General features: G+C 62.4%; 18 protein-coding genes. 4 read left to right on the top strand and 14 right to left on the bottom strand.

Features of this window, described 5'->3' with window-relative positions:
• Nucleotides 1-38: 38 nt before the first annotated feature.
• Both F8C90_RS01750 and F8C90_RS01745 read left to right on the top strand, forming a co-directional pair.
• Nucleotides 39-470: a PadR family transcriptional regulator gene (locus F8C90_RS01750; RefSeq protein WP_158048724.1), complete on the top strand. Its 432-nt coding sequence runs from the start codon at nucleotides 39-41 to the stop codon at nucleotides 468-470.
• A gap of 86 nt (nucleotides 471-556) precedes the next feature.
• Nucleotides 557-1,126: a flavin reductase family protein gene (locus F8C90_RS01745; RefSeq protein WP_170264491.1), complete on the top strand. Its 570-nt coding sequence runs from the start codon at nucleotides 557-559 to the stop codon at nucleotides 1,124-1,126.
• A gap of 171 nt (nucleotides 1,127-1,297) precedes the next feature.
• Here F8C90_RS01745 and F8C90_RS01740 read toward each other — a convergent pair whose 3' ends face one another.
• The 9 genes from F8C90_RS01740 to F8C90_RS01700 form a co-directional block, all read right to left on the bottom strand.
• Complete coding sequence (locus tag F8C90_RS01740) at nucleotides 1,298-1,735, bottom strand: GNAT family N-acetyltransferase (protein WP_158048722.1); 438 nt, start codon at nucleotides 1,733-1,735, stop codon at nucleotides 1,298-1,300.
• A 14-nt stretch (nucleotides 1,736-1,749) separates the two neighbouring features.
• The gene (locus F8C90_RS01735) at nucleotides 1,750-2,775 is read right to left on the bottom strand and encodes a DUF169 domain-containing protein (protein ID WP_158048721.1); all 1,026 of its coding nucleotides are present in this window, start codon (nucleotides 2,773-2,775) and stop codon (nucleotides 1,750-1,752) included.
• 5 nt (nucleotides 2,776-2,780) lie between these two features.
• Entirely contained in the window at nucleotides 2,781-4,097 is a 1,317-nt protein-coding gene (locus tag F8C90_RS01730; protein ID WP_158048720.1) for a radical SAM protein, read from the bottom strand.
• 64 nt (nucleotides 4,098-4,161) lie between these two features.
• Nucleotides 4,162-5,028: a TIGR04282 family arsenosugar biosynthesis glycosyltransferase gene (locus F8C90_RS01725; RefSeq protein WP_158048719.1), complete on the bottom strand. Its 867-nt coding sequence runs from the start codon at nucleotides 5,026-5,028 to the stop codon at nucleotides 4,162-4,164.
• An 82-nt stretch (nucleotides 5,029-5,110) separates the two neighbouring features.
• Nucleotides 5,111-7,390 carry a molybdopterin-containing oxidoreductase family protein gene (locus F8C90_RS01720; protein ID WP_158048718.1) on the bottom strand — a complete coding sequence of 760 codons (2,280 nt, stop codon included), beginning with the start codon at nucleotides 7,388-7,390 and terminating at the stop codon, nucleotides 5,111-5,113.
• Nucleotides 7,391-8,398, bottom strand: coding sequence for a heterodisulfide reductase-related iron-sulfur binding cluster (locus tag F8C90_RS01715; RefSeq protein ID WP_170264490.1), 1,008 nt, complete (start codon nucleotides 8,396-8,398; stop codon nucleotides 7,391-7,393).
• Nucleotides 8,399-8,588: 190 nt separating this feature from the next.
• Nucleotides 8,589-9,575, bottom strand: a complete 987-nt coding sequence (nrfD, locus tag F8C90_RS01710) for an NrfD/PsrC family molybdoenzyme membrane anchor subunit (RefSeq protein ID WP_158048716.1) — start codon at nucleotides 9,573-9,575, stop codon at nucleotides 8,589-8,591.
• On the bottom strand, nucleotides 9,575-10,153 hold the full coding sequence (locus tag F8C90_RS01705; protein WP_158048715.1) for a 4Fe-4S dicluster domain-containing protein: 579 nt from the start codon (nucleotides 10,151-10,153) through the stop codon (nucleotides 9,575-9,577). The genes nrfD and F8C90_RS01705 overlap by 1 nt, the downstream gene beginning before the upstream one ends.
• Before the next feature lie 29 nt (nucleotides 10,154-10,182).
• Complete coding sequence (locus tag F8C90_RS01700; RefSeq protein WP_158048714.1) at nucleotides 10,183-13,053, bottom strand: molybdopterin-dependent oxidoreductase; 2,871 nt, start codon at nucleotides 13,051-13,053, stop codon at nucleotides 10,183-10,185.
• A gap of 425 nt (nucleotides 13,054-13,478) precedes the next feature.
• Between F8C90_RS01700 and F8C90_RS01695 the strand changes: the two genes are divergently transcribed.
• Nucleotides 13,479-14,270, top strand: a complete 792-nt coding sequence (locus tag F8C90_RS01695; RefSeq protein WP_158048713.1) for an MBL fold metallo-hydrolase — start codon at nucleotides 13,479-13,481, stop codon at nucleotides 14,268-14,270.
• A 106-nt stretch (nucleotides 14,271-14,376) separates the two neighbouring features.
• On the opposite strand, the gene pheT is transcribed toward F8C90_RS01695, so the two are convergent.
• Both pheT and pheS read right to left on the bottom strand, forming a co-directional pair.
• Entirely contained in the window at nucleotides 14,377-16,839 is a 2,463-nt protein-coding gene (pheT, locus tag F8C90_RS01690) for a phenylalanine--tRNA ligase subunit beta (protein WP_158048712.1), read from the bottom strand.
• 169 nt (nucleotides 16,840-17,008) lie between these two features.
• Nucleotides 17,009-18,091 (bottom strand): phenylalanine--tRNA ligase subunit alpha, encoded by a 1,083-nt coding sequence (gene pheS / locus F8C90_RS01685; RefSeq protein WP_158048803.1) that lies wholly within the window; start codon nucleotides 18,089-18,091, stop codon nucleotides 17,009-17,011.
• A gap of 621 nt (nucleotides 18,092-18,712) precedes the next feature.
• Between pheS and F8C90_RS01680 the strand changes: the two genes are divergently transcribed.
• Nucleotides 18,713-19,504: a GNAT family N-acetyltransferase gene (locus tag F8C90_RS01680; protein WP_246155731.1), complete on the top strand. Its 792-nt coding sequence runs from the start codon at nucleotides 18,713-18,715 to the stop codon at nucleotides 19,502-19,504.
• A 145-nt stretch (nucleotides 19,505-19,649) separates the two neighbouring features.
• On the opposite strand, the gene F8C90_RS01675 is transcribed toward F8C90_RS01680, so the two are convergent.
• The 3 genes from F8C90_RS01675 to F8C90_RS01665 form a co-directional block, all read right to left on the bottom strand.
• A complete protein-coding gene (locus F8C90_RS01675; RefSeq protein WP_158048711.1) occupies nucleotides 19,650-21,059 on the bottom strand; it encodes an L-cystine transporter in 1,410 nt (469 codons plus the stop codon).
• A gap of 251 nt (nucleotides 21,060-21,310) precedes the next feature.
• On the bottom strand, nucleotides 21,311-22,174 hold the full coding sequence (locus F8C90_RS01670) for a histidine phosphatase family protein (RefSeq protein ID WP_246155730.1): 864 nt from the start codon (nucleotides 22,172-22,174) through the stop codon (nucleotides 21,311-21,313).
• Between the two features lie 8 nt (nucleotides 22,175-22,182).
• Entirely contained in the window at nucleotides 22,183-23,235 is a 1,053-nt protein-coding gene (locus F8C90_RS01665; protein WP_158048710.1) for a coiled-coil domain-containing protein, read from the bottom strand.
• Between the last annotated feature and the right edge of the window lie 279 nt (nucleotides 23,236-23,514).

The raw sequence follows: 23,514 nt of genomic DNA, 5'->3' as shown, positions 1-23,514 counted from the left end.
GTTTCAGACGTATACGTGTACGAAAGAGGTCCTGCATTATGTGGAGCAGCTGCCATCCAAAGTCGGATGACGACTTGAAGGAATGCGCCGAGCTGGGCAAATCGCTCAATCGTCTTTCCCAACCCACCATTCTCACCCTGCTTGCCCAATCGGAAACCCCGCTTCATGGCTACATCATCGTCCAGCAAGCGGCCAGCTCCCCGATGTTTGGCGGAAAGAAACCCGACGCGACTGGCGTGTACCGCGCGCTCAAGCGCATGGAGGAATCGGGGCTTGTCACCTCTGAGTGGGAAACTCCCGCCGAGGGATCAGCGAAACGCCTGTTCAAGCTTACGGAAAAGGGGCGTCGTTGCCTGCGCCGCTGGATCGACGCACTCGCCTGCTACGAGCTCACACTCGAAGAGCTTCGCAAGGACGCCGCCGACGCGCTCGGCATCGAGCTTCCCGACGCACCGACCTGCTCGCACTAGCTTTCGCACTCGATTCGCTCATGGCGGTGAGCCCCTCGACTGCGAGAGCTCTGCAATCGTTATCTCTCACCTGGAAAAGGAGCCCCATGAGCGAATCATCCGCGCGTCGCGCGCAAGAATACCCCGCAGTGACCGGCCGCGACATCGCCGCGCTGCAAGACCCGCGCCCCATGATCATCATCGGCGCGTGCGGCCCAAACGGCGAAACCTGCTTCGCCACCGTCATCTGGGTCACGCCCCTCTCCCATAATCCTCCGCTCATCGCCTTCGCCCTCCGTGCGAAATCGCGCACCATGCAGCTCATCCAGCAATCGAGAGCCTGCAGTATCACCGCGCTTCCCGCAACCGAAAAGGCCGTCGAGCTTGCAGAATACTGTGGCACCACCTCGGGAAACATCGTCGATAAGGCCTCGCAGGTCCCCCATTTCATCGCCACCGCCGAAAACGGCTCCCCCGTTCCCGTACCCGAGCTCGCGTACGCATGGGAAGTTTGCGGGGTGAACGATATTCAGCAAGCCGGCGATCACCTGCTTGTCATCTGCAGCGTGGAAAAAGCGCATATCGACTGCAAACGCGACAAAAAAGGCCGGCTCATTCCCCACGATATGCTCCTCTGCGTGCAGCATGGCACCTATGCCACCGACCGCGTGCTGTAGCAAGCCCGCAAGCCGCGAGGAACCGATCCCGGCAACCAAGGAGACTCTCCACCGCTGTGATCACCTTGGGCTCGCGCACCACCGCTCAACCCAAAGAAAAACACAGGGCTCTGCCACCTCGACAATGGCAGAGCCCCGCACTTGTTTCTCGATTCGCTTTTCCCGGAGCCCTTACGCACCCTCGCGCTTCCACCCCATGGGAAGCGGACCACATTCCTCGATGAGCGGGCACCCGTCGCATTCCTCCGTCACACCTGGGGCGATATCGTCCCAGGAAATCTCGGTAAATCCCAAAACGCGATAGAACCCAATCGACTTCCCGCGCGCCACCAGGCGAATCTCATCGTGATGCGCTCGAGCATCGTCGATGAGCGCCCGCCCGACGCCGTACCCGCGCCATTGCTCGTTTATGACCACGGGATTCACGTGCGCGATTCCCGCCTCGCTGAACGCCAGACGACAAAAGCCCACGCAGTCATCGTCCCCGTTTGCCGCGACGGTGACGTTCTCAAGCGAGGGAATGGCATCCATCCCCTCGCGATACGCATAGTAGTTGATAAGTTCCCAATCGCCCTCGCGCGCTGGGCGCAGCGTAAACAAATCGCTCATGAACTGGCCTTACGCTACATAATGGGCGGCACGTAGATCTTCATGCGCGAATGGGGGATAGCCTTCAGCGAAAGCTCGGTCAGCCCCTGCGCCACCGTCTCCAAGCGATCGGTCGGGATTCCCATAAACATCATGTCCTCGCCGATATCGGTCGCCGCGCGGCAGCCGTAGCACCCGAACGTGATGTTCGGCTCCTCCTTCATCAGGGGATACAGCACCGCTTCCACACACATCGAGTTAAATCCCGATGCATGGAAATCGAAGCGATGGCCGCTGTAGTAGCTCATCGACATGCACAGCCACATCATCTGCTCGGGCGTACCGGTGAACACGACCACTTCGGGCTTGCGCACCGTCTTCGAAAGCGGTGCGACGTAGGTGGCGCGGCGGCTATGCGGTGGAAGCGTCGGGCGCTCGCGCACCATGCGCGCAGCGGCTTCCGCGTTCACCACCTTGTGGAAGAGCACGTAAATCTCGCCCGTCGCCAGCTTCTCGGGGACACCCGTCATACCGAAAATCGACGTGCCATCAGGGCACGAATGGCGAAACGGCGGCATAAGGATGCTCGCCCCGCGGCGCGCCGCCATCATCGCCTGGCAAAAACGCAGGTTCTCAGAGGGCATGGGAACGTCGGGCAGGAGCTCGTCCTTGTCGATAAGGCTCACCGCAACGGGACGCCAGCGAAGGTCGAGCTTGTCCATGATGGTGCGCTCCAGCTCAGCATAGTGCCGGTGAAGCTCGGAGTCGATCGGCTCGGCGCGCGGCTCGTCCGCGAAGGGATCGTACGTTGCGTCCCCCTCGCATTCAACGGTGAGCGCACGCTGGGGACAGTTGCCCGCGCACGTGGTGCACCCCACGCAGTTGTCGATGTGCGCCGCGAGGGGATAGCCCTCCTCGTTCGCCTCGAGCACGTTGCAGGGGCAAAACGCGATGCACAGGCCGCACTTCACGCAGCGCGATGCATCGTTGGTCACCGAGTAAACGGTCTCGCTCGCGTCGTTGGAGGCATCCCACAACGCGATCTGATCTTGAGTATCCATGTTCGCTACCGCAATTCTTCCTTGCACCAAGGCGGATATACGCGTCGTCCCGATGAATCCGTCAGGTGGTACGAGCAGAACGGAATGGCACGCCCATCAGGCACGGTGACCATCATGGAACACTCGCGCAAACGTTGCGTGTCCATGGAGACGGCGTCCATGTAGTTCATGATGATGACCGACAGGCCGCTTTTCACCTCGACGCCCTTCTTGGAGAGGATATCCAAAAATACCGAGCCCTGCGGGCTGTCGGGGCTGTAGCCCTCGCGATATTCCTCGGTCGTCATCGCGCGCGTCGCGGGATAGAAGCCGGACGGATGCGCGGGCACGCCCTCGGGCGGGGTGCCGTGAACCAGGAACACGCCGGTGTCGCACAGCGGGTTGGAGCACCCGAGCGGCCAGATGTCCTCCACGCGCAGAAGGCCGTCGGACTGCTCGGCCAGATCGAAGATAACGTCGCCTGCGCTCATGGGCATGGCTCGCTCGGCATCAAAGCGCCCGGAAGTGAAGGCAGGCTGCAGCGCCAGACCGGCGACGACATCGGCGTTTTCAAGCGAGAAGCGCAGAAGGTCGCCCAGCTGGTCGTCGTTGAGACCGGAAACGACCGCGACGGAGAGCACCACCTGGATGCCAACCTCGCGACAGCGCTCGATCACCTTGAGCTTGGTTGCCAGGATGTCGCGCCCGCACGTGCCCTTGTACACGTCGCCCGTAAGGCCGTCGAAAGAGAGGTACACGCCCGTGAGACCTGCGGCGACAAGGTCCTCAAGATAACCTTCCTTGTTCGCGATGACCAAGCCGTTCGTGTTGACCTCGATCCCCCAGAAGCCCTTCTCGCGGCCCATATAGATGATGTCGACCAAATCCTTGCGGCAGGTAGGCTCGCCGCCGGTGATCTGCACCGCGCCGTCGGTTCCCACCGCGTTCGCGATCACATCGTACATCGCCGAGATCTCATCGAGCGTCGGATCGCCCTCGCCGGTCTCGGCGCTCATGAAGCACACGGGGCAATGCAGGTTGCAGTTGCGCGTGACCTCGATCTCGAGCAGCGTGCCGCGGCGCTCGTGGCGCGCGCAGGTTCCGCACCCGAACGGGCACTTGTCCGTCACGGGGATGGTGTTTTGCGGCTTGGTCTTCTCGAACGCCTCGGAGAGCAGCCACTCGTAGTGCTCGGCAGAAGGCCACATACGCGTGTCGAGCTTGCCGTGCTCGGGACACGTGCGCGTCATCCACACGACCCCCTCGTCGTCGGCGTAGACCTCCGCCGGCAGCTCCTTCAGGCACGTCGGGCACAGCGCCCCCGTTTTATGCAAAGTACGCAAAATCTCGTCCTATCTGGTCTGAAACAACGGCCCGTTGCGGCGGCCGATAAGCCGCCGCAACCCCCTATTCCTCGTCGATGTACTGACGGGGATCATGGTTGTCGTTCGGCGGCGTGGAAACACGGATGTTCATGAAGTCGCACCAATCGAGCACGCGCTGCGGCACGTAGATCTCGGTCTGGTACTTTGCGGCTTCCTTGATCGCGCGGATGCAGGACACGGCGTGCGCAAGGTCGACCTTCTCGTCGATGTCGGCGACGGGCGTGAAATATGCCGAGGGGATATCCATCTCCTGGAGCTTCTCCACGTACGCGTCAAGCGCGGGCTTGCCGGTGAGGTTGTAGTACACACCCTGATGGTTGATCGGCGTGTTGTAGCTGAAGCCGACAAGCGACGTGCCGCATTCCTGGCAGGGCGCCTGCACGAAGCCCGGTGTCCCCAGGTCCTGGAAGTAGTCCAGCCACTGGAAGGCCTGGGAAATGTGGGTGATCGGCATGGTCGGGACGTCGCCGCCGACGGAGACGATGTGCTCGTAGCCCATGTCGAAGATCTGCTTGAAAGCGTCGTCGAAGTGGTCATCGAACGTGGCGCCCTTGTCGGTGATGTAGTGGATTTCCATGGGCCACTTGCCAAGCGCGTCGTAGGTCTCGCGCATGAGCTCGACATTGTCGGCCGGCGTGGTCGACACGAAGAAGTCGTAGGTGATCTTATCGACCGACGGGTCCTCGGCAACGAGGGCGTCGTTGTCCGCCTGCATCGACAGAAGCGCCTGCATGCACATCTCGCTCACATCGTACAGGCAACGGCGGAACAGCTCTGCCGCCTGCTCGGGGCTCAAAAAGCCACCGCGCTCAATCGTCAGGCGCGTCTTCACCAAACCCGGGACGGGCGGCTTGCAGAACAGGAGCAACGCTTGTTTTTTCTCTGCCACAGTACTCTCCTTCGTATATCACTCGCTCGGTTTCGAGCGCATTCACCACTAGTGTACCTTGCACATTATAGGACGAGAGCCGTTATCTGGCATCGTCCTTGTCCGCACTGGCGCTATCTTTTGCGCAAGGGTCATCTTGCCATGAAAGAGTCTCATCGACCTTCCTGATCACGCAATCGATGGCGTTATACCACCAGGTGCCGATCATGGGCTCGCCCGTCGCGACCGAGCAGCTCGTCAGGCAGTTCACGTTCGACTCCCACATGCCGCCGAAGTCGGGCGCACCAGGGGTCCACTCGGGATGCCACCAGCCATAATCAACGCTCACCATATCGTCGCGCATCGTGCGAACCTCAAGCACGAAGCGCGCGCTCCCCTTGTCGGTGGCAACCTCGACGGTATCTCCCGCGCGAAGTCCCAGCCGCTGTGCCGTCGCGGGCGAGATCTCCGCCGCAGGGTGCGGCGAGGACTTGCGGAACTTCGGGTTGTTGAAGTACATCGACGCGTTGTAGGGCTGCTTGCGGGCACCGGTGACCATCGACAGATGCGCTCCCCCGCACGCCGTGGCGCGCGCAATGAGCTCATCCGAGCATAGCGAGAGACACGGCGCGGGTTCGGGCAGGCGCTGGCCGCCGAAATCGGGAAGAATCTCGCTTGCAAGCTCGATCTTCCCCGTGGTGGTGGCGAAGCCCCGCGGGTTGTCCGTCTCATCGGGATACAGGTACTTGAAGGGGACGGGCGGGCGGAAGTACATGCCGCGCTCGCAGTATTCTTCCCAGGTCATGCCCGCGCGAGCGAGCACGTCCTCAAGCGCATCCTTGAACGTCTCGTGCGGCCATGCCTCTGCCTGCCCCAGGCGAATTCCCAAAGCGCGGAAGATGTCGTAGTCGCTTCTGCGCTCGTAGTACGGCTCGACCGCAGCCGGGCCGCCGTAGGCGATGTTCGCGACGCCGCCATGCTGCTGGAAGAGCGGGCGCTCAATCGCGCCTGCGCAGGGCAGGACGAAATCGGCGATCGAGGCGGTCGGCGTCAAGTAGTAGTCGATCACCACGATCAGGTCGAGGCCCATGAGCGCATTGAACACGCGATGCGTGTCGGCATAGGTGAGCAGCGGGTTCGTCGCGTTCACGATGAGCGCGCGCACCGGATAGGGCTCACCCGTCTCCATCGCGCGGAGCACCAAATCGGGGTGGGCTGACGTCATGTAGCGCGTCGGGAGCCTGCAGCCCAAGCGCTCGGTCACCTTCTGTACCTTCGCGTAACCCTCGTAGCACTGAAGCGGCGTGAAGGGGGTGTTCAGACAGCGAGCCTTGTGCTCGGGCACCATCTCGTCGGTCATCTCGAGCTCGACTTCTGTGGTGAAGTCGCTCATTTCGGTGATGATGCAGGCGCCGGGCTTATCGACGTTGCCCGTGATCGCACGCAAGCAGCAAATCGCCCGATGCGTGGGCGCCACGTTTCGTCCCGACTGGTCGATACCGCGCCCCGACACGAGCGCCGCCGCCTGGGCACGCCCGAACCAGCGCGCCGCGGTGCGGACGTCATCGGCCGATACGCCGCAGAACTCGGCGACGTACTCGGGCGTGTAGCGCGCTACGTGGGCAGCGAACTCGTCGAAGCCATGGCACCATTCCGCAACGAAATCGCGATCGTACAGGCCCTCGGCGATGATCACGTTCGCGAAGCCGAGCGCAAGGGCGCAATCCGTGCCCGTCTTCGGTGCGATCCACAGATCGGCACAAGATGCGGTCTTGGTGTAGCGCGGGTCAATCACCACGAGCGGCGTATCCGATTTGCCGATGCGTCGAATCGACTGCCACCAGAGCGAATTGTCCGACTCAGCCGGGTTCGTTCCCCAGATGAAGACGCATTCCGTGTCGTCGTTGATGTCGGCCTCGATCGTCCAACCGAACGTGAGCGCATCCATCCAGATGCGGGGATTCCAGCAGATCTGCCCGATGCCCATGTTGTTCGGCGAGCCGAACATGTTCATGAAGCGGTGCAGCGGCCAAAACGACGCATGAGGCCCGCCAATCATGGATGCAAGCGTTTCAGACCCATACTGGTCGCGCAGCTTCGATAGACGCTGCGCGATGTCGTCAAGCGCCTCGTCCCAGCTCACGCGCTCCCAATTGTTTGCTCCGCGCTCGCCAACGCGACGCAGCGGATAGTTCACCCGGTCGTCCCCATCGAGCACGTCAAGGTTCATCTTCCAGCGGCGACACCCCGCGAGCACCTTCGGGTCGTAAGGATAGCGCGAAGGGTCGGGCTCCAGATCGACGACGCGCCCATCTTCCACCGTCGCATGAAACGCGCAGAGATACCCGCAGAAATGACAGTTCGTTTTGCGCACCTCGCGCATTTACGCATCCTCCTTCGCGGCTCCCTCGCCGCCGAGTCCAACGAAATTCCTCGCGCCTTGCCCCTGCTTCTCGACACCGAGCGAGTCGTCGAACAGGAAGCGCAGCTTCATGTAGGCATCGGCATGATACCAATCGATGCGCCAGTTGAAGAGCAGCTCGAGGTAGTGGAATACCGGAACCTCGCGCTGCGCCATCATCAGCTGGAAGGTGCAGCTCACGCATGCCGTGACTATCGCGCTCGCACCCAAATCGGACGCGTCTTGCCCGTGCTCGCGCGCCTGACTGTCGGCAAGCTCGGTCTTGCCGGCTGCGCGGGCGAGCGACCCGCAGCACACCGAGCGTTTGCGCACCTTCTCGCCCTCGACGAGCAGCTCTTCAGGCATGAGCGCGCGCAGCCCATCGGCGAACTCCCCCGTCTTCTTGTCGGGGCACGAATCGTGCGGCATGAAGAGAAGCGACTCGGGCGCCTCGCATGCCTCGGTGGGGTTGCCCCCCTCGTCGTACCAATCGGGATGGCGCCAGGCAAGCTCGCGGTTGAGCATTTCGCGCGCGATGCCGGCGTCGATGTGGTAGCCCATCTGCGCGAGCAGCAACGGAAGCGCAACGATTTCCACGCCCTGCGTACGCTCATCGCGAGCGAGCGCGCCCCGAAGCGCAAGCACGCAGTTTGGACATGCGGCAACGATGCGACGCGTGCAGCGGGCAGAGACCTGCTCGATAAGCTCGGCCTCGAACGAGCGGCGCTGCGCCGGTCCGTCGGGTTCGTACTGCAAGATCTTGCCGCAGCAAAGAAGCGAGATGCCATCGACCTCTCCCGCTGATTTCAACAGGTCGTACACCGACTGCACGAGCGGCAACCCGTAGTTGATAAGCGAGCACCCTGGAAAGAACAGCGATGTGCAGGTGATTGGCTCATCCGACCGTTCGACCATGAGCGCCTGCAACCCTGGGTAATCGCACGTAATCGAGCTTCCCGTCAACGCATCATCGAATGCATAAGGTCCCACAGCGTTTTCCCTCCTCCCCCTGCCTTGATTGCAGAGTTTTCCATCATCAATGCGAATGCGGCCCAACCGCTTCGCCCTCATGTTAGAAAACTGCGCATGATACAAGGCGAACCCGACCTCGTGCAAGGTCGGGTTCGCGACATGCTCGATCAAGTACCCAGGTTATACGACCTGGGGCACAAGCGAGAGCTTAGTACATGTTCTCGCCGTAGGTCCAATGCTCGACGAACTCCGCATGGGGGTCGGCCGTGCGATTGTAGTAACGGTTCTCGCCCGGAATCTCGGCGCGCTCGTCGGAGTACACGCAGAGGTAACGGAGCAGCAAACCGCCGCAGAGCACGAGGACGGGAGCCACCACGGTGGATGCCGCGGAGTCGGCGCCGAAGACGTACAGGAAGAACGGGAGGACCAAACCGCAGACGATCATGCCGAGCCAGAACAGCGGGGCGGTCTTGCCGACGACCCAGCGACGGGCAACTGCCTTCTGGGTGACGTTGCCGGCGCCCAGGAAGGAGAGGATCATGATGAGCAAAACGGTAACCTCAGCGCAGACCAGGATGATGTCGACGACATGAATGATCTCGTGGATCTCCTCGGTGGCAGCAAGCAGGGCCACGGTCGGCTCAGCGAAGATGCCCAGCGACAGCGCGATAGCGGCGCAAGCGGTGGACAGAGCCGAGATGGTGAACAGCACGGGCAGCGCCGGGGTCGCCCAGAAGGAGTGAGCCTTCAGAGTCGAGAGCATGACGCCCGTGTACACCATGATGCCGAAACCGGCGATGCCGGCGATCGTGGCGAACACCGGGGTGCCGCCGCCGAACACGGAGGCGATGGCGCCCAGGAAGCCCCAATCAAGCGGCAGCACGTCCAGATAGCCGAGCAGCCAGAAGATGTCGCCGAACATGGCAATAACCAGGAGCGTTGCGCCCCATTTGATGATTGCCGTCGCCGTTGTCCACACTCGCCAGAACACAAGCGGCTGACCGAGCTCGAACACGAGGAAGAAGCAGCCGATAGCAAGCGCAGCGAGCGCGAAGAACATCGGCACGAAGAAGAGCGAGCCCGTGCCAGGGTTGACGATGAGGCTCATGATAGCCGTGAGGCACATGATGCCGCCGCCGAGGCCACCCAAGAACAGGTAGATGACAATCGGCGCTTCCCAATAATGATGCTTCATTATCGCTGACCTCCCAAATCCGGAATGTAGTAGACCTGAGGTTCCGTGCCGTGCTCGGTGAACAGACGCTCGGTGTGGAGCGAGTTGACGAGCTTCGACACTTCGCTGTTGGGATCGTCCAGGTCGCCGAAGATACGGGCCTTCTGATGGCACGTCTGCACGCAGTACGGCATCGAGCCGGGCTCCTCCGCGCGGCGGTCCTTGCAGAAGGTGCACTTGCGCACGAAGCGATGCAGGCGCGGGCCGAGCACCGAGGTGTCGCGCATGCCGTAGGGGCAGGCGTTGACGCACACCTTGCAGGCCATGCACTTCTTGGAGTCAACCCATACCACGCCGTCGTCGTCCTGCTGGGACGCTCCGGTCGGGCAGCAGGGGACGCACTCGGGGTTGGCGCAGTGCATGCACAGCGTCGGGGTGTAGGTGCGATGGACGTGGGGCCATTTGCCCTGAGCACCCTCGGTCACCACGGGGTTGTAGATGATATCGAGCGGCAGGTCGTTCCACGTACGGCAGGCAACCGTGCAGGAGTGACAGCCGATGCAACGACGCTGGTCGATGACCATAGCATAACGAGTCATTATCTATCCTTTCCTACTCGATAGCCTGATTATTCCTCGATGGCTTCGTAGCTCATCGTGTAACGCTTGCCCGTTTCCTCGTCGATGAGGCCGTTTGTGGTGGGGTCGTATGCCCAACCATAGTAGGCGTCATGGTAGACGTTGGTCGCAGGGTCGATCAGCCAACCGCTTTCGGGGTTGTAGATATAGGGCTTGTCACCGAGGCGGGCATAGCCCTTCTCGCGATCCCACGTGAGCTGCTCGGGCACTGCGTAGGGAGCGTCCTGGCCCGGATACAGGCGAATGCCTGCGAGCTCAGCGATCTCCTCGCGCTCCATCGTGTACTTCTTGCCGGTAGCCTTGTCCATGAGGCAGTTCTCGGCGGCAACGTAGTACCAGCCGGTGTGAGCATCGACGTACTCGTTGGTCTTCGGGTCGATAAGCCAACCAGAATCGTCCAGGCGGAACTGGGTGGAATCCTGGTAGAGCGCATCGTTTTGCCACTGCCAGCTAAAGCCCTCGGGAACTTCCTTCGTGCAAGCAGGAGCCTCGAAGGGAATCTTCTCCCAGCGAAGCACGCGGTGCTTGAGGTCCTCGGGGTCGGTAGAGATGCCCGGGTTCTTCGCACAGCCAGGAATAGACCAGGTCTTGTCCTTGGCGTTCCACTCGTGGTCGGCCTCGGTGCACTTGTAAACCTTGCACATCAGGCCGCGGTTCGCCCAGGAGCCGCCCATCGGGTCGCAGTCCCACTCGTCGACAGAGGTGAGGACGTTGGTGTTGGACTCGAGGCAGCCAAACGGGTTGTCAAGGTCGATGTTGGTGTCGCGCTCGGGGAACCACCAGCCACGCGGCACGAACACGACGCGAGGATCGACCTCGGGCTCGACGTTCGCGCGCATCTTGATGCGGCCGCGCTGGGTCTCGATCCAGCACCAGTCGCCGTGCTCGATGTCAAGCTTCTCAGCGAGCTCGGGGTTGATCGAGTAGTACGGATCCGGGTACAGGTAGCGCATACCCTGCATCTGGAAGTGCTCAGAGTGGTGGTACGGCATGAAGCCGCCGCCCGTGGTGAGCACGATCGGGTACTCTTCGGCGAGTTCCGGATTGTCGATGTCGTTCTCAGCGCAGGGCAGGTAGGTCGGCATGCCAGGATAGCCCAGCTCGCGCAGGATCGTGGAGTTGCACTCGATCTTGCCGGTCGGCGTCCAGAAGCCACCGCGCGTGACGTACTTGTTCTGGTGCAGCGGCGGATAGTACATGCGGATGTTGTTGACGAAGTCGTTCCAGTCGGTGCAGGGAAGACCCAGCGGAGCGATGATGTAGGAGTAGACTTCCTCTTCCGTCTCCCACGGCCAGTTCGCGGGATCCTGACCGCAGGCCAGGCCGAGCATGCGCCAGAAGGACATATCGGTGTGACGGTCGAACTTCGGCTGGATAGCGCGGCGGCCGCCCATGACGGAGTCGGTCGCGCCGTAGTGCGTGACGATCGTCGGACGCTCGAGAGCGCCGGCGGCCGGGAACACGTAGTCGGAGAAGAGCGCTGCCGGGGTCATCCAGTAATCGACGGTGACCAGGAACTCGACCTTCTTCAGGGCGGCGAGCGTCATCTTGGAGTCACCGTAGGAGTTCACCGGGTTCGTCGCGTTACAGATGAGAGCGCGGATCTGATAGGGCTCGCCGGTGAGGATCGCCTTGAACACGCTCGGGCCGTGAGCCTCGCAGAACCACTCTGCGGGAAGCGTCTTGCCCCAGGTGCGCTTTGCGTTGTTGGAGATGAGCGTGTAGCCGGGCCAAGAGGTCAGCTTGAACTTGTCAGAGCCGATCTGCTTCGCCTTCTGCTCCTCGGGAAGCAGCTCGTTGAGCTCGAGCTCTTCGTCGGTGATGAAGTTGAGGGCAGGGCCGGGCATGCCGTCGCCGCCGGGAACCTCGAGGTTGCCGGTGATAGCGCGCATGAGCTGACGGGCCTGGGAGCCGGTCGCGGACGCAGGTCCGAACTGGTCCCAAGAGCAGCCCCACTGGATGCAGCCGGGCTTGGTAGTCGCGTACATGCGAGCAGCCTTGCGGATGTCCTCCGGGTCGAGCCAGGTGATGGGGGCAGCCCATTCCGGCGTGTACGGAGCCATGTGCTCACGCAGCTCCTCGAAGCCGTCGCACCACTGGTCGACGAACTCGAAGTCGTAGAGGAACTCGTTGATGATGACGTTGAGCATCGCGAGCGAGAGCGCGGTGTCCGAGCCCGGTCGCAGCGGCAGCCACAGGTCTGCCTTGCAAGCGGTTTCGGAGAAACGCGGGTCGACGTAGATGATTTTCATGCCCGCAAGCTGAAGGTCGGTGTAGCCGTGCATGGAGGGCAGCGAAGATGCAGCCGGGTTCATGCCCCAAAGGATCAGGCACTTCGCAGCGCCCAGGTCGGTCTCGAACGGAGACCAGCCGGCGACGACCGTCTCGGCCATAAACGTCGGGATCCAGCACAGAAGTGCATTGTGGAAACCGTTCGGCGTGCCGAACTGGTTCAGGAAGCGACGACGCGCCCAGTCATCGGTACGGGTCGTGCCGCCAGCGGAGGCAACCGCCTCAGCGCCCGACTCGGCCTTGATCTGGTTGAGTCGCTCGGCGACCTCTTTGATCGCCTGATCGTACGGGATCTGCTCCCACTTGTTCTCGCCCTTCTCGCCAGCGCGCTTGAGCGCGTGGTTGATGCGGGCGGGATGGTTGACGTGCAAAAGCGCGCTCGTACCGCGGCAGCACAGACCACCCTGGTTGTTGTAATCGGGATCGCCTTCGATCTTGATTACATCGCCGTCCTTGACATAGGCAAGGACACCGCAGTTGGCATGGCAGAAATAGCACTGCGTTCTGATGCGCTCGACGCCTTCGGCGAGTTCGCCGTTCTCGTCGTAAATGCTGACCTTATCAGCCATCTACCTTCCCCTCTTCTTCTCGTCCTACAGACACCTACTATTCGGTTCGCCGGGTTTTTGCGACCTGCGCATTGTCCGAAAGCGCACGGCACGCCCCGACGCGTTGACAGCGGTAGTGTACGGAAGAGCCCCTCTGCAAGCATCGCCCCGCCAGTCTGAATTCCCCCGACGGATAAACCCCGCAGTATGAGCCAGGGATGAGCCTCCCTGTATGCCACCACTCGCCGATTTCGCAACACCGAACGCGAGAAAACACAGGTTTAGCCCCATGGCTTGACGCGAACGACTATTCGACCGAATCTCCGTTAGGGATTATAGCTATTGCCTATGGATTGCCGCGATACCCCCTTCCCCGAATGGGGCAGCTTTACATGGCGAGCGGGGTATAATCGGCGGCGTATGGCGTAGGGAGAAAAGAGACTTCTATGAAAAACCACACGTTCACCTTCATGGGCACCGGCGCAGGCTGCGGCGTGCCTTCGTTTTTCTGCGACTGCCCCGCGTGCGAAGAGGCCAGGGCGAATCCGCGCGCGAGGCGCGGAGATTGCGGGACCATGATCAAAGGCGAGAAGACGCTTTTCATCGACACGCCCCCCGACCTGCGCCATCAATGCATTCGCGAGAACGTGCGGCGCATCGACGAGGTCTTGTACACCCACTGCCACTCCGACCACGTGGGAGGGCTTTTGGAGCTTGAGTATCTCGTGCAGCTCAAGCAGAAAGAGGCGCTTCCCGTCTACGGCAGCGCCGAGACGCTCGCGGGCATCGCGCAGGAGTTCCACTACATGACCTACGCACTCGACATGCGGGAGATTGCCCCGATGGACACCGTCGAGTTCGACGGCGTGAAGTACACGGCGCTCCCCTGCACCCACGCCGCGGGCACTTATGGATATCTCATCGAGACAGGCGACACGCGCATGTTCTACGCCTCCGACACCGGAAAGCTGCCGTCCGAGACCTATGAGCGACTGCAGGATATCGACATCCTCGCGATGGACGCGACGTTCTGGAAGAACAATTGGTCCCCCGCCGCGCACCACAGCGTGCAGGAATGCATCGAGGAGGGACTGTCGCTGAACGCGGGCAAGATTTATCTCACGCACCTGTGCATGCACTACGACGAGCCGATCACGCTCGTGGAGTTGGAGGAGTTTCTCACTCAGTACGAAGGCCGCGTCGAGGCCGCCCACGACGGGCTCACATTTGAGATTTAGTGGTTGACCACTACTAGATGACGTCCTATACTGCAGAAGGTCTGAAACACGAAGAGCCGAGGATGCCGCCACATCCTCGGCTCTTCCTTTTATGGCGCGAGAGCTTCTACCCGCGAACCTCAGCGCCCGTCGCCGAGCACACCTTCTTCACCATGCGCTCGTGCGCCTTCTCCGCCTCGTCGCTCGTGAGCGTGCGGTCGGCGGCGCGGTAGGTGAGCGCATACGCCATCGACTTCTTGCCGGCGCCGAGACGATTCTCGTCGCGATAGACGTCGAACAGGCGCACATCTTCGAGCAGCTTTCCGCCGGCGGATATCATGCACTGGACGAGGCGCTCGTGGGTGACGTCCTCGTCGACGACGAACGCGATGTCCATCGACACCGCGGGGAACGTGGGCACGTCGATGTAGTCGCGCGCCGGACGAGCCGCGCGCTCGAGCGCCTCGAGGTCGAGCTCGAAGGCGACGACGGGGGCCGCCGCATCGTAGGCCGCCACGGCGAGCGGATGGAGCTCGCCCACCCAGCCAAGCGACGTGCCGCCCGAGAGCATCTCGGCAGCGCGGCCGGGCTGCAGCTGCGGCGCCTCGTCGGCGGCAAGCGCCTTGAAGCGCACCTTGGGAAGCGCAAGCTCGCGCGCGAGGTTCTCGAGCACGCCCTTGCCGTCGAAGAAGTCGTAGGGAGCAGGCGCCTCGTTCCAACCAGCGTCGCGCACGGCTCCGGCCAAAACGCCGGCGAGCTTCTCGCGCTCCTTGGGCTTCTTCTTGCCCTCGTGGGCGAAGAACACGCGACCCATCTCGTAGAGCTGGATGTTCTTCACGCCGCGGTTCTGATTGTGGGCAACGGAGCGCAGAAGGCCGGGGATGATGCTTTGGCGCATGACCGACTGCTCGGCGTTCATCGGGTTCAGAAGCTCGACGGCCTGGCCGAGGCCCTCAAGCGGCAGGCGCAGACGCTCGATCTCGCTCGGCTCGGCGAACGAGTAGGTCATCGTCTCGTTCATGCCGCAGGCACGCAGCGTATCGTTGACCTTGTTCTTCACGTGCTGCTCGTGGCTCACCGTGCCGAAGCGGCCGCGACCGCCGGGAAGCGTGGCCTCGATCTGATCCATGCCGTAGAGACGCAGCACCTCCTCGTAGAGGTCGATCTCGCGCGGCAGGTCGGGGCGGAACGTCGGCGACGTGACCGCAAGCGTGTCGGCGTCCTCGCCGTCTTCCACCTTGCAACCCAGACGGCCGAGGATCTCCACGATGAAGTCGCGGGAGATGTTCGCGCCCATCATCGCGTTGAAGCGCGGGATGCGGAAGGTGAGGTGAGCCTCTTCGGAGACGCTCGGCCACTCGTCCACGATGCCCACACCGCCGCCGATGGAGCCCGACACATGGCCGCCGGCGACTTCCACGATGAGAGCCGCCGCAGCAGCGGAGCGCTCTTCGATGCCGTGGTCGTCAACGCCGCGCTCATAGCGCATGGAGCTTTCAGAGATAAGCCCCAGGTTGCGCGAGGTGCGCGAGGTGCGGCCTGGCTCGAAGGTCGCCGTCTCAAGGAGGATATCGGTGGTCTCCTCGGTGACCTCGGTGTCAAGGCCGCCCATGACGCCCGCGAGCGCCACAGGACCGCGCTCGGGCGTGGCGATGACGGTCATGTCGGAAGTGAGCGCGCGTTCCACCTCGTCAAGCGTGGTGAACTTCGCGCCGTCCTCCGCCTCGCGGATTACCACGTGGGCGCGCCCGTCTGCGCCTTTCAGCTTGTTCAAGTCGAAGGCGTGCAGCGGCTGACCGAACAGGAACAGGATGTAGTTCGTCACGTCGACGATGTTGTTGATGGAGCGCTGCCCGATGGCGGCGAGGCGTTCGACCATCCAGTCGGGCGACGGGCCCACCTTCACGCCGCGGATGACGCGGGCGGAATAGCGCGGGCAGCGCACGGCGTCCTCGATGGTCACGGCAACGTCGTCAGCGCCGTCGTCGACGAGCTCGAGCTTCGCAGCCATCTCGTCAAGCGGGCTTTTCCAATCGCGGCGATACATCGCGCCCATCTCGCGCGCGAGCCCCACGATCGAAAGGCTGTCAGGGCGGTTCGGCGTGATCTCCAGGTCGAGTACCGTGTCGGTCAGCTTCAGATAGTCGGCGATGGGAGTACCCACCAGGGCATCATCGGGGAGGATCCAGATGCCCTCGTGGTCGGAGCCGAGCCCCAGCTCACGTCGCGAGCAGCACATGCCGGCACTCGCAACACCGCGCAGCTTCGACTTCTTGATCTTAAAGTCACCGGGGAGCACCGCCCCCACGGTCGCGACGGGAAGTTTGATTCCCGCCTTGATGTTCGGCGCGCCGCACACGATCTGCACGGGCTCGCCCGCGCCCGTGTTCACCGTGACCACGTGCATGTGGTCAGAATCAGGATGCGGCTCGCAGGTCTCGACGTAGCCCACGACCACGCCGTCGAACGTGGCGCCGAGCACCTCGACGCCTTCGACGCCCGTGCCCGTGAGATCGAGCTTATCGCAGAGCGCCTTGGTGTCGGTCGGCACCTCCACGTATTCGTTAAGCCATTTCAGCGATACTTTCATGACTCTCTCTTTCTTGAATGTTCACTTCCGCAATTTGAGCTCGGCGGACATACGCCATGCTCAAACAGTCCTGACTCGCGCGAACAGCCCACTGGGCTGTTCGGCTCGTGCGGAACTGCGCGTGACGCATGCCCGCCGAGCTCGAGGCAGGTTTCCCTTCGCCGTTCGACTAGAACTGGCGCAGGAAGCGCATGTCGCCTTCGAGGAGCATGCGCAGGTCGGGCACGTTGTACTTCAGGCACGCCACGCGCTCGACGCCGACGCCGAATGCGAAGCCGGAATACTCCTCCGGGTCGATGCCCGACATGGTGAGCACGTTCGGGTCGACCATGCCACAGCCGAGGATTTCCAGCCAGCCCGTGCCCTTGCACATGCGGCAACGCTCGCCGTCGTGCAGATGTCCCGTGCCGCCGCACACGCCGCAGGAGACGTCGGCCTCGGCGGAGGGCTCGGTGAACGGGAAGTAGTGCGCGCGGAAGCGGGTCTTGCGATCGGGCCCGAACATCTGCTTGCAGAAGTAGTCGAGCGTACCCTTAAGGTCGCCGAACGAGATGCCCTTGTCGATAACCAGGCCCTCAATCTGGGTGAACTGCGGAAGATGCGAAGGGTCAGCCACGTCGCGGCGATACACCTTGCCCGGCGCGATGATGTAGATCGGCGGCTTTTGGTCCTCCATCACGTGCACCTGCACGCCGGAGGTCTGCGTGCGCAGGAGCACGTCGGACTCGCCGCGCACAGACGACGCCTCACCCGAAAGGTCACGCACGTAGAACGTGTCCTGCATCGAGCGGGACGGATGGTCCTTCGGGGCGTTCAACGCCTCGAAGTTGTAGTAGTCGGTCTCGACCTCGGGGCCGTGGACAACCGTGTAGCCCAGGCCAAGGAAGGTCTCCGACACTTCGTCGGTGATCGCGTTGATCAAATGGCGCGTGCCCATCTGCTGCGCGCGGCCGGGGAGCGTGACGTCGACGGCACTTGCGTCGATCGCGGCTTCCATCTCGGCTGCTGCGAGCTTCTTCTTGCGCGCTTCAAGCGCCTCTTCCACCACGTTGCGCACCTCGTTGACCGTCTTGCCGACGACGGCGCGCTCTTCCTTCGCGACCTTGCCCATGCCGCGCAGGTAGCCCGTAAGCGTGCCCGCCTTGCCGAGCACCGCCACGCGCACGCTCTCGAGCGCCGCCGACGTGTCGGCTTCCGCGATGCGCGCAAGGGTTTGCTCACGCAGTTGCGCGAGCTCGTCCGTGATCGCCATAATCACCTTCACCTCTCGTATCGAGCGCCCCACCTGGCCCAAAGGGCGCTCCGCCAATAAAAAAGGGCTTGCCATCTCGCCCTGGAAGACGCCCGCCTTCGCGTTCGCCTTCATTTCCAAGGACGAGAGACAAGCCCTCGCGGTACCACCCTGGTTGATGCCTTCCCCCGACAGCGCGACCCGCTGCGCCGCCCGAGAGGCATCCACTCGTTTCGCCTGATGACGGAGGCAAACCGTCACGCCCTACTTCGTTCGTCTCGCGGGATAACCCCGCGTCCGCGTTCAGGCGCGCTGCTCGGAAGGGAATCGCACGCCGCGTCGCTTGGGGCCTTTCAGCCGATGAACCCCATCTCTGGAAGCTTCGCCGTACGTGCGCTGTCTTCGTTATCGCATGTGGAAGAGAGTATAGCGCAAGGACCGCCCGCCATGGGGAAAATCCACAACGCGAAACGCGGAGAGCGGCCCGGGAAGGGGCGAGCGCGATAACCGCTAGAAGCAACAGGCCCCACATAGGACAACCGAAGCCAACATAAAGGGGAATTCGACGCGCACGAAAGGCTGCCGGAACAGATGCGTGTTACCATGGGCTCCTATCCGATTGCTCGGGAAGGAGCCCTTTTCATGCGCGATGCGTCCTTGTGCGATTTCGCCGCCGAGAGCGAGAGTGCGCCTGCGGAGGCTGCGGGCGATGATGCATCCGCGGGTGCGATGGCTCCCCTATCGGGATGCGCGCCGATGAGCTCGCAGCTGCGCGCAGCTCGCAACGCGCCTGCAAACTCCCAGGCTTCCGCGACCAACAGCACGCCGGCAAGCTCGCAGTTGCACATCCGCCTGGCCTCGGCCGATGACGCGGACGGGATCCGTGCGGTGTACGCCCCCTTCGTCAGCACGCCCGTGACCTTCGAGGAAGAAGTTCCCTCTTGCGAGGCGTATCGCAAGCGCATTGAGAGCATCTGCGAGAAGTACCCCTGCCTCGTCGCCGAGGAAGGCGGACGCATCGTCGGGTTCGCCTACGCCCATGAGCTGCGCGAACGCATCGCCTTCCAATGGAACGCCGAGCTTTCCGTCTACCTTGCACCCGCCGCGCAGGGCCGTGGCGCGGGAAGTTGCCTGCACGCCGCGCTCCTCGAGCTTCTGAGCCTTACGGGCATAAAGGCGGTCTACGGCGTGGTGACCTCCCCTAACCCCGCAAGCGAGCGCTTGCACAGCGCGTTCGGCTTTGCGCTCATGGGAGTGCAGCCGCACGCAGGTTTCACCTGCGGCGCTTGGCACGACGTCGCCTGGTACGTGCGCGAAATCGCCCCCTTCGAAGACGCGCCCGCGCCGCCCGCGCCCTTCCCCGCATACGCAAGCGCGCACCCCGACCAGGTGAACGGGGTCATTGCGCGAGCAAACGAGAGTCTGCGCTTGTAGCGAACTCAGGAAAAGCGGCGCAGACCTGCAGTTGTAACCCGCGTCGCGGCCTTTCCCCGCACGCAGCTCGCATGAAAAAGCGCGGATGCAAGCCTCGCAGGCCCGCATCCGCGCTTGATTGCGCACGCACGTTTTCCAGAAAGTTCTATTCTTCAGCAGCGGCCCCGCTGATGCGCGCCTCGGGGTTCGCAAACATCTCGCGATCAAGCGTCTTGTTCACGTTCGCCGACGTGACGCCCGCGACCATGGAGTCACTCACGTTGAGCGCGGTGCGGCCCATGTCGATCAGCGGCTCGACCGACGCCATGAGACCCACAATCTCGATCGGCAGACCCATAGTGCCGAGCACGATAAGGCTTGCGAACGTGGCGCCGCCGCCAACGCCTGCCACGCCGAACGAGCTGATCACGATGATGGCGATCAGCATGACCACCCACGTCGGGTCGAACACGTTGATGCCGACGGTCGGCGCGATGAGCGTCGCCATCATAGCCGGATAGATGCCCGCGCAGCCGTTCTGCCCGATGGACATCCCGAAGCTCGCCGCGAAGTTCGCCGTGGCCTCGTCAACGCCGAGCGCCTTCGACTGCGTCTCGATGTTCATAGGCAAAGCACCCGCGCTCGTGCGCGACACGAACGCGAAGGACAGCACAGGGAACGCCTTCTTCAGGTACGTGACGGGGTTCACACGGTTCGCCGCCAGGATAATCAGATGCACGATAAACATCGCGATGATTGCCACATACGAGAAGATGATGAACTTGCCAAGATCGACGATTGCCGCAAAGTCGCTCGTGGCCATGACATTTGCGATGAGTGCCATGACGCCGTAGGGGGTGAGTCCGATGACCATCTTCACGATGCACATCACGATGCCGTAAAGGCTATCGATGATGCGGCGGAAGAAATCGGCCTGCTCAGAATCGCGATTGCGAAGCTTCAGATAAGCAAGTCCCACAAGAGCCGAGAAGATGACCACGGCAATGGTCGATGTCGAGCGGGTGCCCGCCAAGTCGGAGAAGACGTTCGTCGGGATGAACGACAGGATGGTCTGCGGGATCGTGGTACCTGCCACCTTGTCAGAGCGCGTCTGCAGCGCGTCCATCTTCGACGCGTCGACCGTACCCTGCGTGAAATCGGCACCAGCCAGCCCCGAGAGCGCGATCGTCGCCCAGCCAAACACAGCAGCGATGGCAACCGTGCCCAGAAGCACCACGAGCACTGAGATGCCGATCTTGCCCAGATTCTCCGTCGCCTCCGTTCGCGTGAACGCACCGACGATCGCCACGAAGATAAGCGGCATCACGAGCATCTTCAGCAAGCTGATGTAGCCCGTTCCCACAAGCGACATCCAGTCAAGCGCGCACTTCGCGGCATCCGATCCGCGGCCCAAGGCCAATTGGATGGCCACGCCCAGCACAATACCCATACCGAGCGCCGAGAACACGCGGACCGTGAACGACAGCCCCCTGCCCTTCATGAACTTCAACACCGCAAGTAATGCGGCGAAGACGATTAGAACGACGGCTACCGCCGCCCCCACCTCGAATGACATTGCATACTCCTTGAACGCCTTATTTTACCGAACAGGTGGATATTATCGTGCATTAAACCTATAAGTACAATAGGAAATCTAGGAAATCGGGGCAGAGCATCGGTAAAATGGGGTGAAATGAGTGATGTCAGCTGGAATGCGCTGAGCAGTCAGAGCGCGCGCGGCAATTGCACGGGCGTGAGCAGGATCGCGTCAGAGCGGGCGGAACAACTGAGGCGAGCCTGTCAGATAGCCCGTTTCAGCCGATGCCCTCAGAGGCGCGAGCCCAGAAAGCTCGTCGAACCCGTCACGCCAAGCGTGAAAAGGGCGCTCGAAAACGCGCCTCTGTCGCAGGCAAAGCCATCGTCGCAGGTCACCTTTGTGACGCTTGCATTCTCAATCTTCACGGGGTCGTTCACGCGCGCGGGGTCGAGCAGGTACATGGTCGAGCGGATGACGAACGAGTGCGTCACTACGAGCACGTTGCCGCCGCCCGAGAGCGCCACCTTGCGCGCCACATCGCAATAGAAATCGCCGAGCCGCGCCTTGATTTGCTCCCAACTCTCCGCTTTACCAGAAGCGTCCCAGCGTTTAATGGCATCGGCGGTTTCCGGGAGGCAGACATTGAGCTCCTCAAAGGACATGTCGCACCCGAATCCCTCGTTGAGCACATCGCGCATGAGCGTGCCAGGGCGCGCCTCCAAGTCGCCGTAGCACCATTCGCGGATGCGGGAATCCGACATGCGAGAAGGAAAGGCCAGATCAGGCGCCACCTCGCTGCGCGCCGAGAGCAGCTCGCCCATCGTCTGCACGGCACGCCCCAAATCGCTCGAGTAGGTTGCCGCGAATTCGATGCCTGCACGGGCGAGGCCGCGTCCGCAAGCGCGTGCGTCGCGAACGCCCGCCTCGGTCAAAGGAGCATCGCACCAGCCCTGGACCAGGTGTTTCAGGTTGTATTCCGTTTGCCCATGGCGAACGATGTAGAAAGTGACGGGCGTGCCCCCACTTGGGGAAGGCGCAGCGGCAGGTGTCGCTTCACCCAGCGGAACCGCAAAACGCCCATCGGCCGCGGACGCAGTCGGGTCGCCAAGAACCCGTGCGCCGTTTTCTCCGCTCACCATGTTGGAATCAATCATTTCGGTCCCTATAGAATACGGTAGCTCACCGTACGCAGGCCCCAGTCGTCGCAAGAGGAGTACCCGAAGGCCTTCCATACGCCAGGCTGCAAATCGAGCGAGCGGCTGCCGCCGCCCATACCGCCGCAGTCGTTGATGACGGCGTACACCGTCATGCCGTCGTAGGAGATTTGCACCGTGCGGCCGAAATAGCTGCTGAAGTTCGGCCATGCCATCGGAATCGCCACGCCCATCGAGTAGTCGTCGCACACATCGCCCGTCGCTGTCGTGCCGGGATTGGGAGTATAGGGGTCGGTCGAGCCACCATATGCCGAGGCAATGCCCGTCTTCCAGCCAGCACCGGAATCGGGCGCCGGCTCAGGATTGGGCTCAACCGGCGTCGAATCGGGCACAACCTCCTGACGATCCGTGGTGTTCGCCTTGTCGGAAACCTGCGTGGAAGACCCGCCCGCACCCTGGTCGGACGAGTCGGAATTCGACATGTTCGCCACCTGCGCCTGGAGTGCGGCTAGGCGATCGGCCTCCGCGTCCTTGGCATTTTGCAGCTGCGACTGCGCCTGCGAGACAACGGCCTCCGCTTCCTGCTTCGTCTTTTCAAGCTCGCCCAAAGCGCGCGTCTGCGAATCCTTCTGGGTGTTCAGCTCGGCGGTGATGCCCTCGAGCGTGGCGACACGGTCCTTCTGCGCCTCCACCTCGTCGGCCTGCGCCTGGAGAATCGAGCCAGCGTACACCACGTTGCGCGTCAGCTCATCGAAAGAGGCCGACCCCAAGATCAGCATGAGCATCGAGCCCGCCGAAGGCGAGCGGTACTCGCTGCGGGCGGCGTTGCTCAGCGTCTCGCGACCTGAAATCACCGCCTGTTGGGCATCGAGGGCATCGGCAGCAGTCGCATCGATCTGCCCTTGAATAGAAGTGAGCTCGGCATTGATCTTGTCGTATTCTTCGGAGATGATCTTCATCTGCGCCTCAGCGGCATCAAGCGCCGTCTGGGCATCGGAGACATCGTCGGCAAACGCGGCCACAGGAATAAGGAACACAGCGAGAAGGGCGCTCAAAGCCATTGCACACATCGCGAAGACCCAGCGTTTCACCTGTTCACATGCACTAAAGTGCGTTCCCACCAATTTCCTTCCAACGGCCAATAGAATGCATGCGGCACTGCTTCGCCACATGAAAAACGTCCCTTCCGGGACGCCTTGCGAGATTCAGTATGACCAAAGAGTCCCCTCCTGGCAAGTAAAACAGCGCAAACAACATGAGCGCCCCGCAAGCCGATAAGCCTTGAGGGCGCCCGAGTTCGCAGAAAGCCGCGGAGAGCGGGCGCGCCGTCTTGCGCAAGG

Origin of the sequence: Ellagibacter isourolithinifaciens, assembly GCF_008831035.1 — a bacterium.
Lineage (GTDB): Bacteria > Actinomycetota > Coriobacteriia > Coriobacteriales > Eggerthellaceae > Ellagibacter > Ellagibacter isourolithinifaciens.
This window is presented reverse-complemented; position numbering and strand designations above follow the sequence as displayed.

Excerpts from the sequence above, each read along its gene's own strand:
- F8C90_RS01750 (WP_158048724.1), top strand. The coding sequence starts at position 39 with ATGTGGAGCAGCTGCCATCCAAAGTCGGATGACGACTTGAAGGAATGC.
- F8C90_RS01745 (WP_170264491.1), top strand. The coding sequence starts at position 557 with ATGAGCGAATCATCCGCGCGTCGCGCGCAAGAATACCCCGCAGTGACC.
- F8C90_RS01740 (WP_158048722.1), bottom strand. The coding sequence starts at position 1,735 with ATGAGCGATTTGTTTACGCTGCGCCCAGCGCGCGAGGGCGATTGGGAA.
- F8C90_RS01735 (WP_158048721.1), bottom strand. The coding sequence starts at position 2,775 with ATGGATACTCAAGATCAGATCGCGTTGTGGGATGCCTCCAACGACGCG.
- F8C90_RS01720 (WP_158048718.1), bottom strand. The coding sequence starts at position 7,390 with ATGCGCGAGGTGCGCAAAACGAACTGTCATTTCTGCGGGTATCTCTGC.
- nrfD (WP_158048716.1), bottom strand. The coding sequence starts at position 9,575 with ATGAAGCATCATTATTGGGAAGCGCCGATTGTCATCTACCTGTTCTTG.
- F8C90_RS01705 (WP_158048715.1), bottom strand. The coding sequence starts at position 10,153 with ATGACTCGTTATGCTATGGTCATCGACCAGCGTCGTTGCATCGGCTGT.
- F8C90_RS01700 (WP_158048714.1), bottom strand. The coding sequence starts at position 13,053 with ATGGCTGATAAGGTCAGCATTTACGACGAGAACGGCGAACTCGCCGAA.
- F8C90_RS01695 (WP_158048713.1), top strand. The coding sequence starts at position 13,479 with ATGAAAAACCACACGTTCACCTTCATGGGCACCGGCGCAGGCTGCGGC.
- pheT (WP_158048712.1), bottom strand. The coding sequence starts at position 16,839 with ATGAAAGTATCGCTGAAATGGCTTAACGAATACGTGGAGGTGCCGACC.
- pheS (WP_158048803.1), bottom strand. The coding sequence starts at position 18,091 with ATGGCGATCACGGACGAGCTCGCGCAACTGCGTGAGCAAACCCTTGCG.
- F8C90_RS01680 (WP_246155731.1), top strand. The coding sequence starts at position 18,713 with ATGCGCGATGCGTCCTTGTGCGATTTCGCCGCCGAGAGCGAGAGTGCG.
- F8C90_RS01675 (WP_158048711.1), bottom strand. The coding sequence starts at position 21,059 with ATGTCATTCGAGGTGGGGGCGGCGGTAGCCGTCGTTCTAATCGTCTTC.
- F8C90_RS01670 (WP_246155730.1), bottom strand. The coding sequence starts at position 22,174 with ATGATTGATTCCAACATGGTGAGCGGAGAAAACGGCGCACGGGTTCTT.
- F8C90_RS01665 (WP_158048710.1), bottom strand. The coding sequence starts at position 23,235 with ATGGCTTTGAGCGCCCTTCTCGCTGTGTTCCTTATTCCTGTGGCCGCG.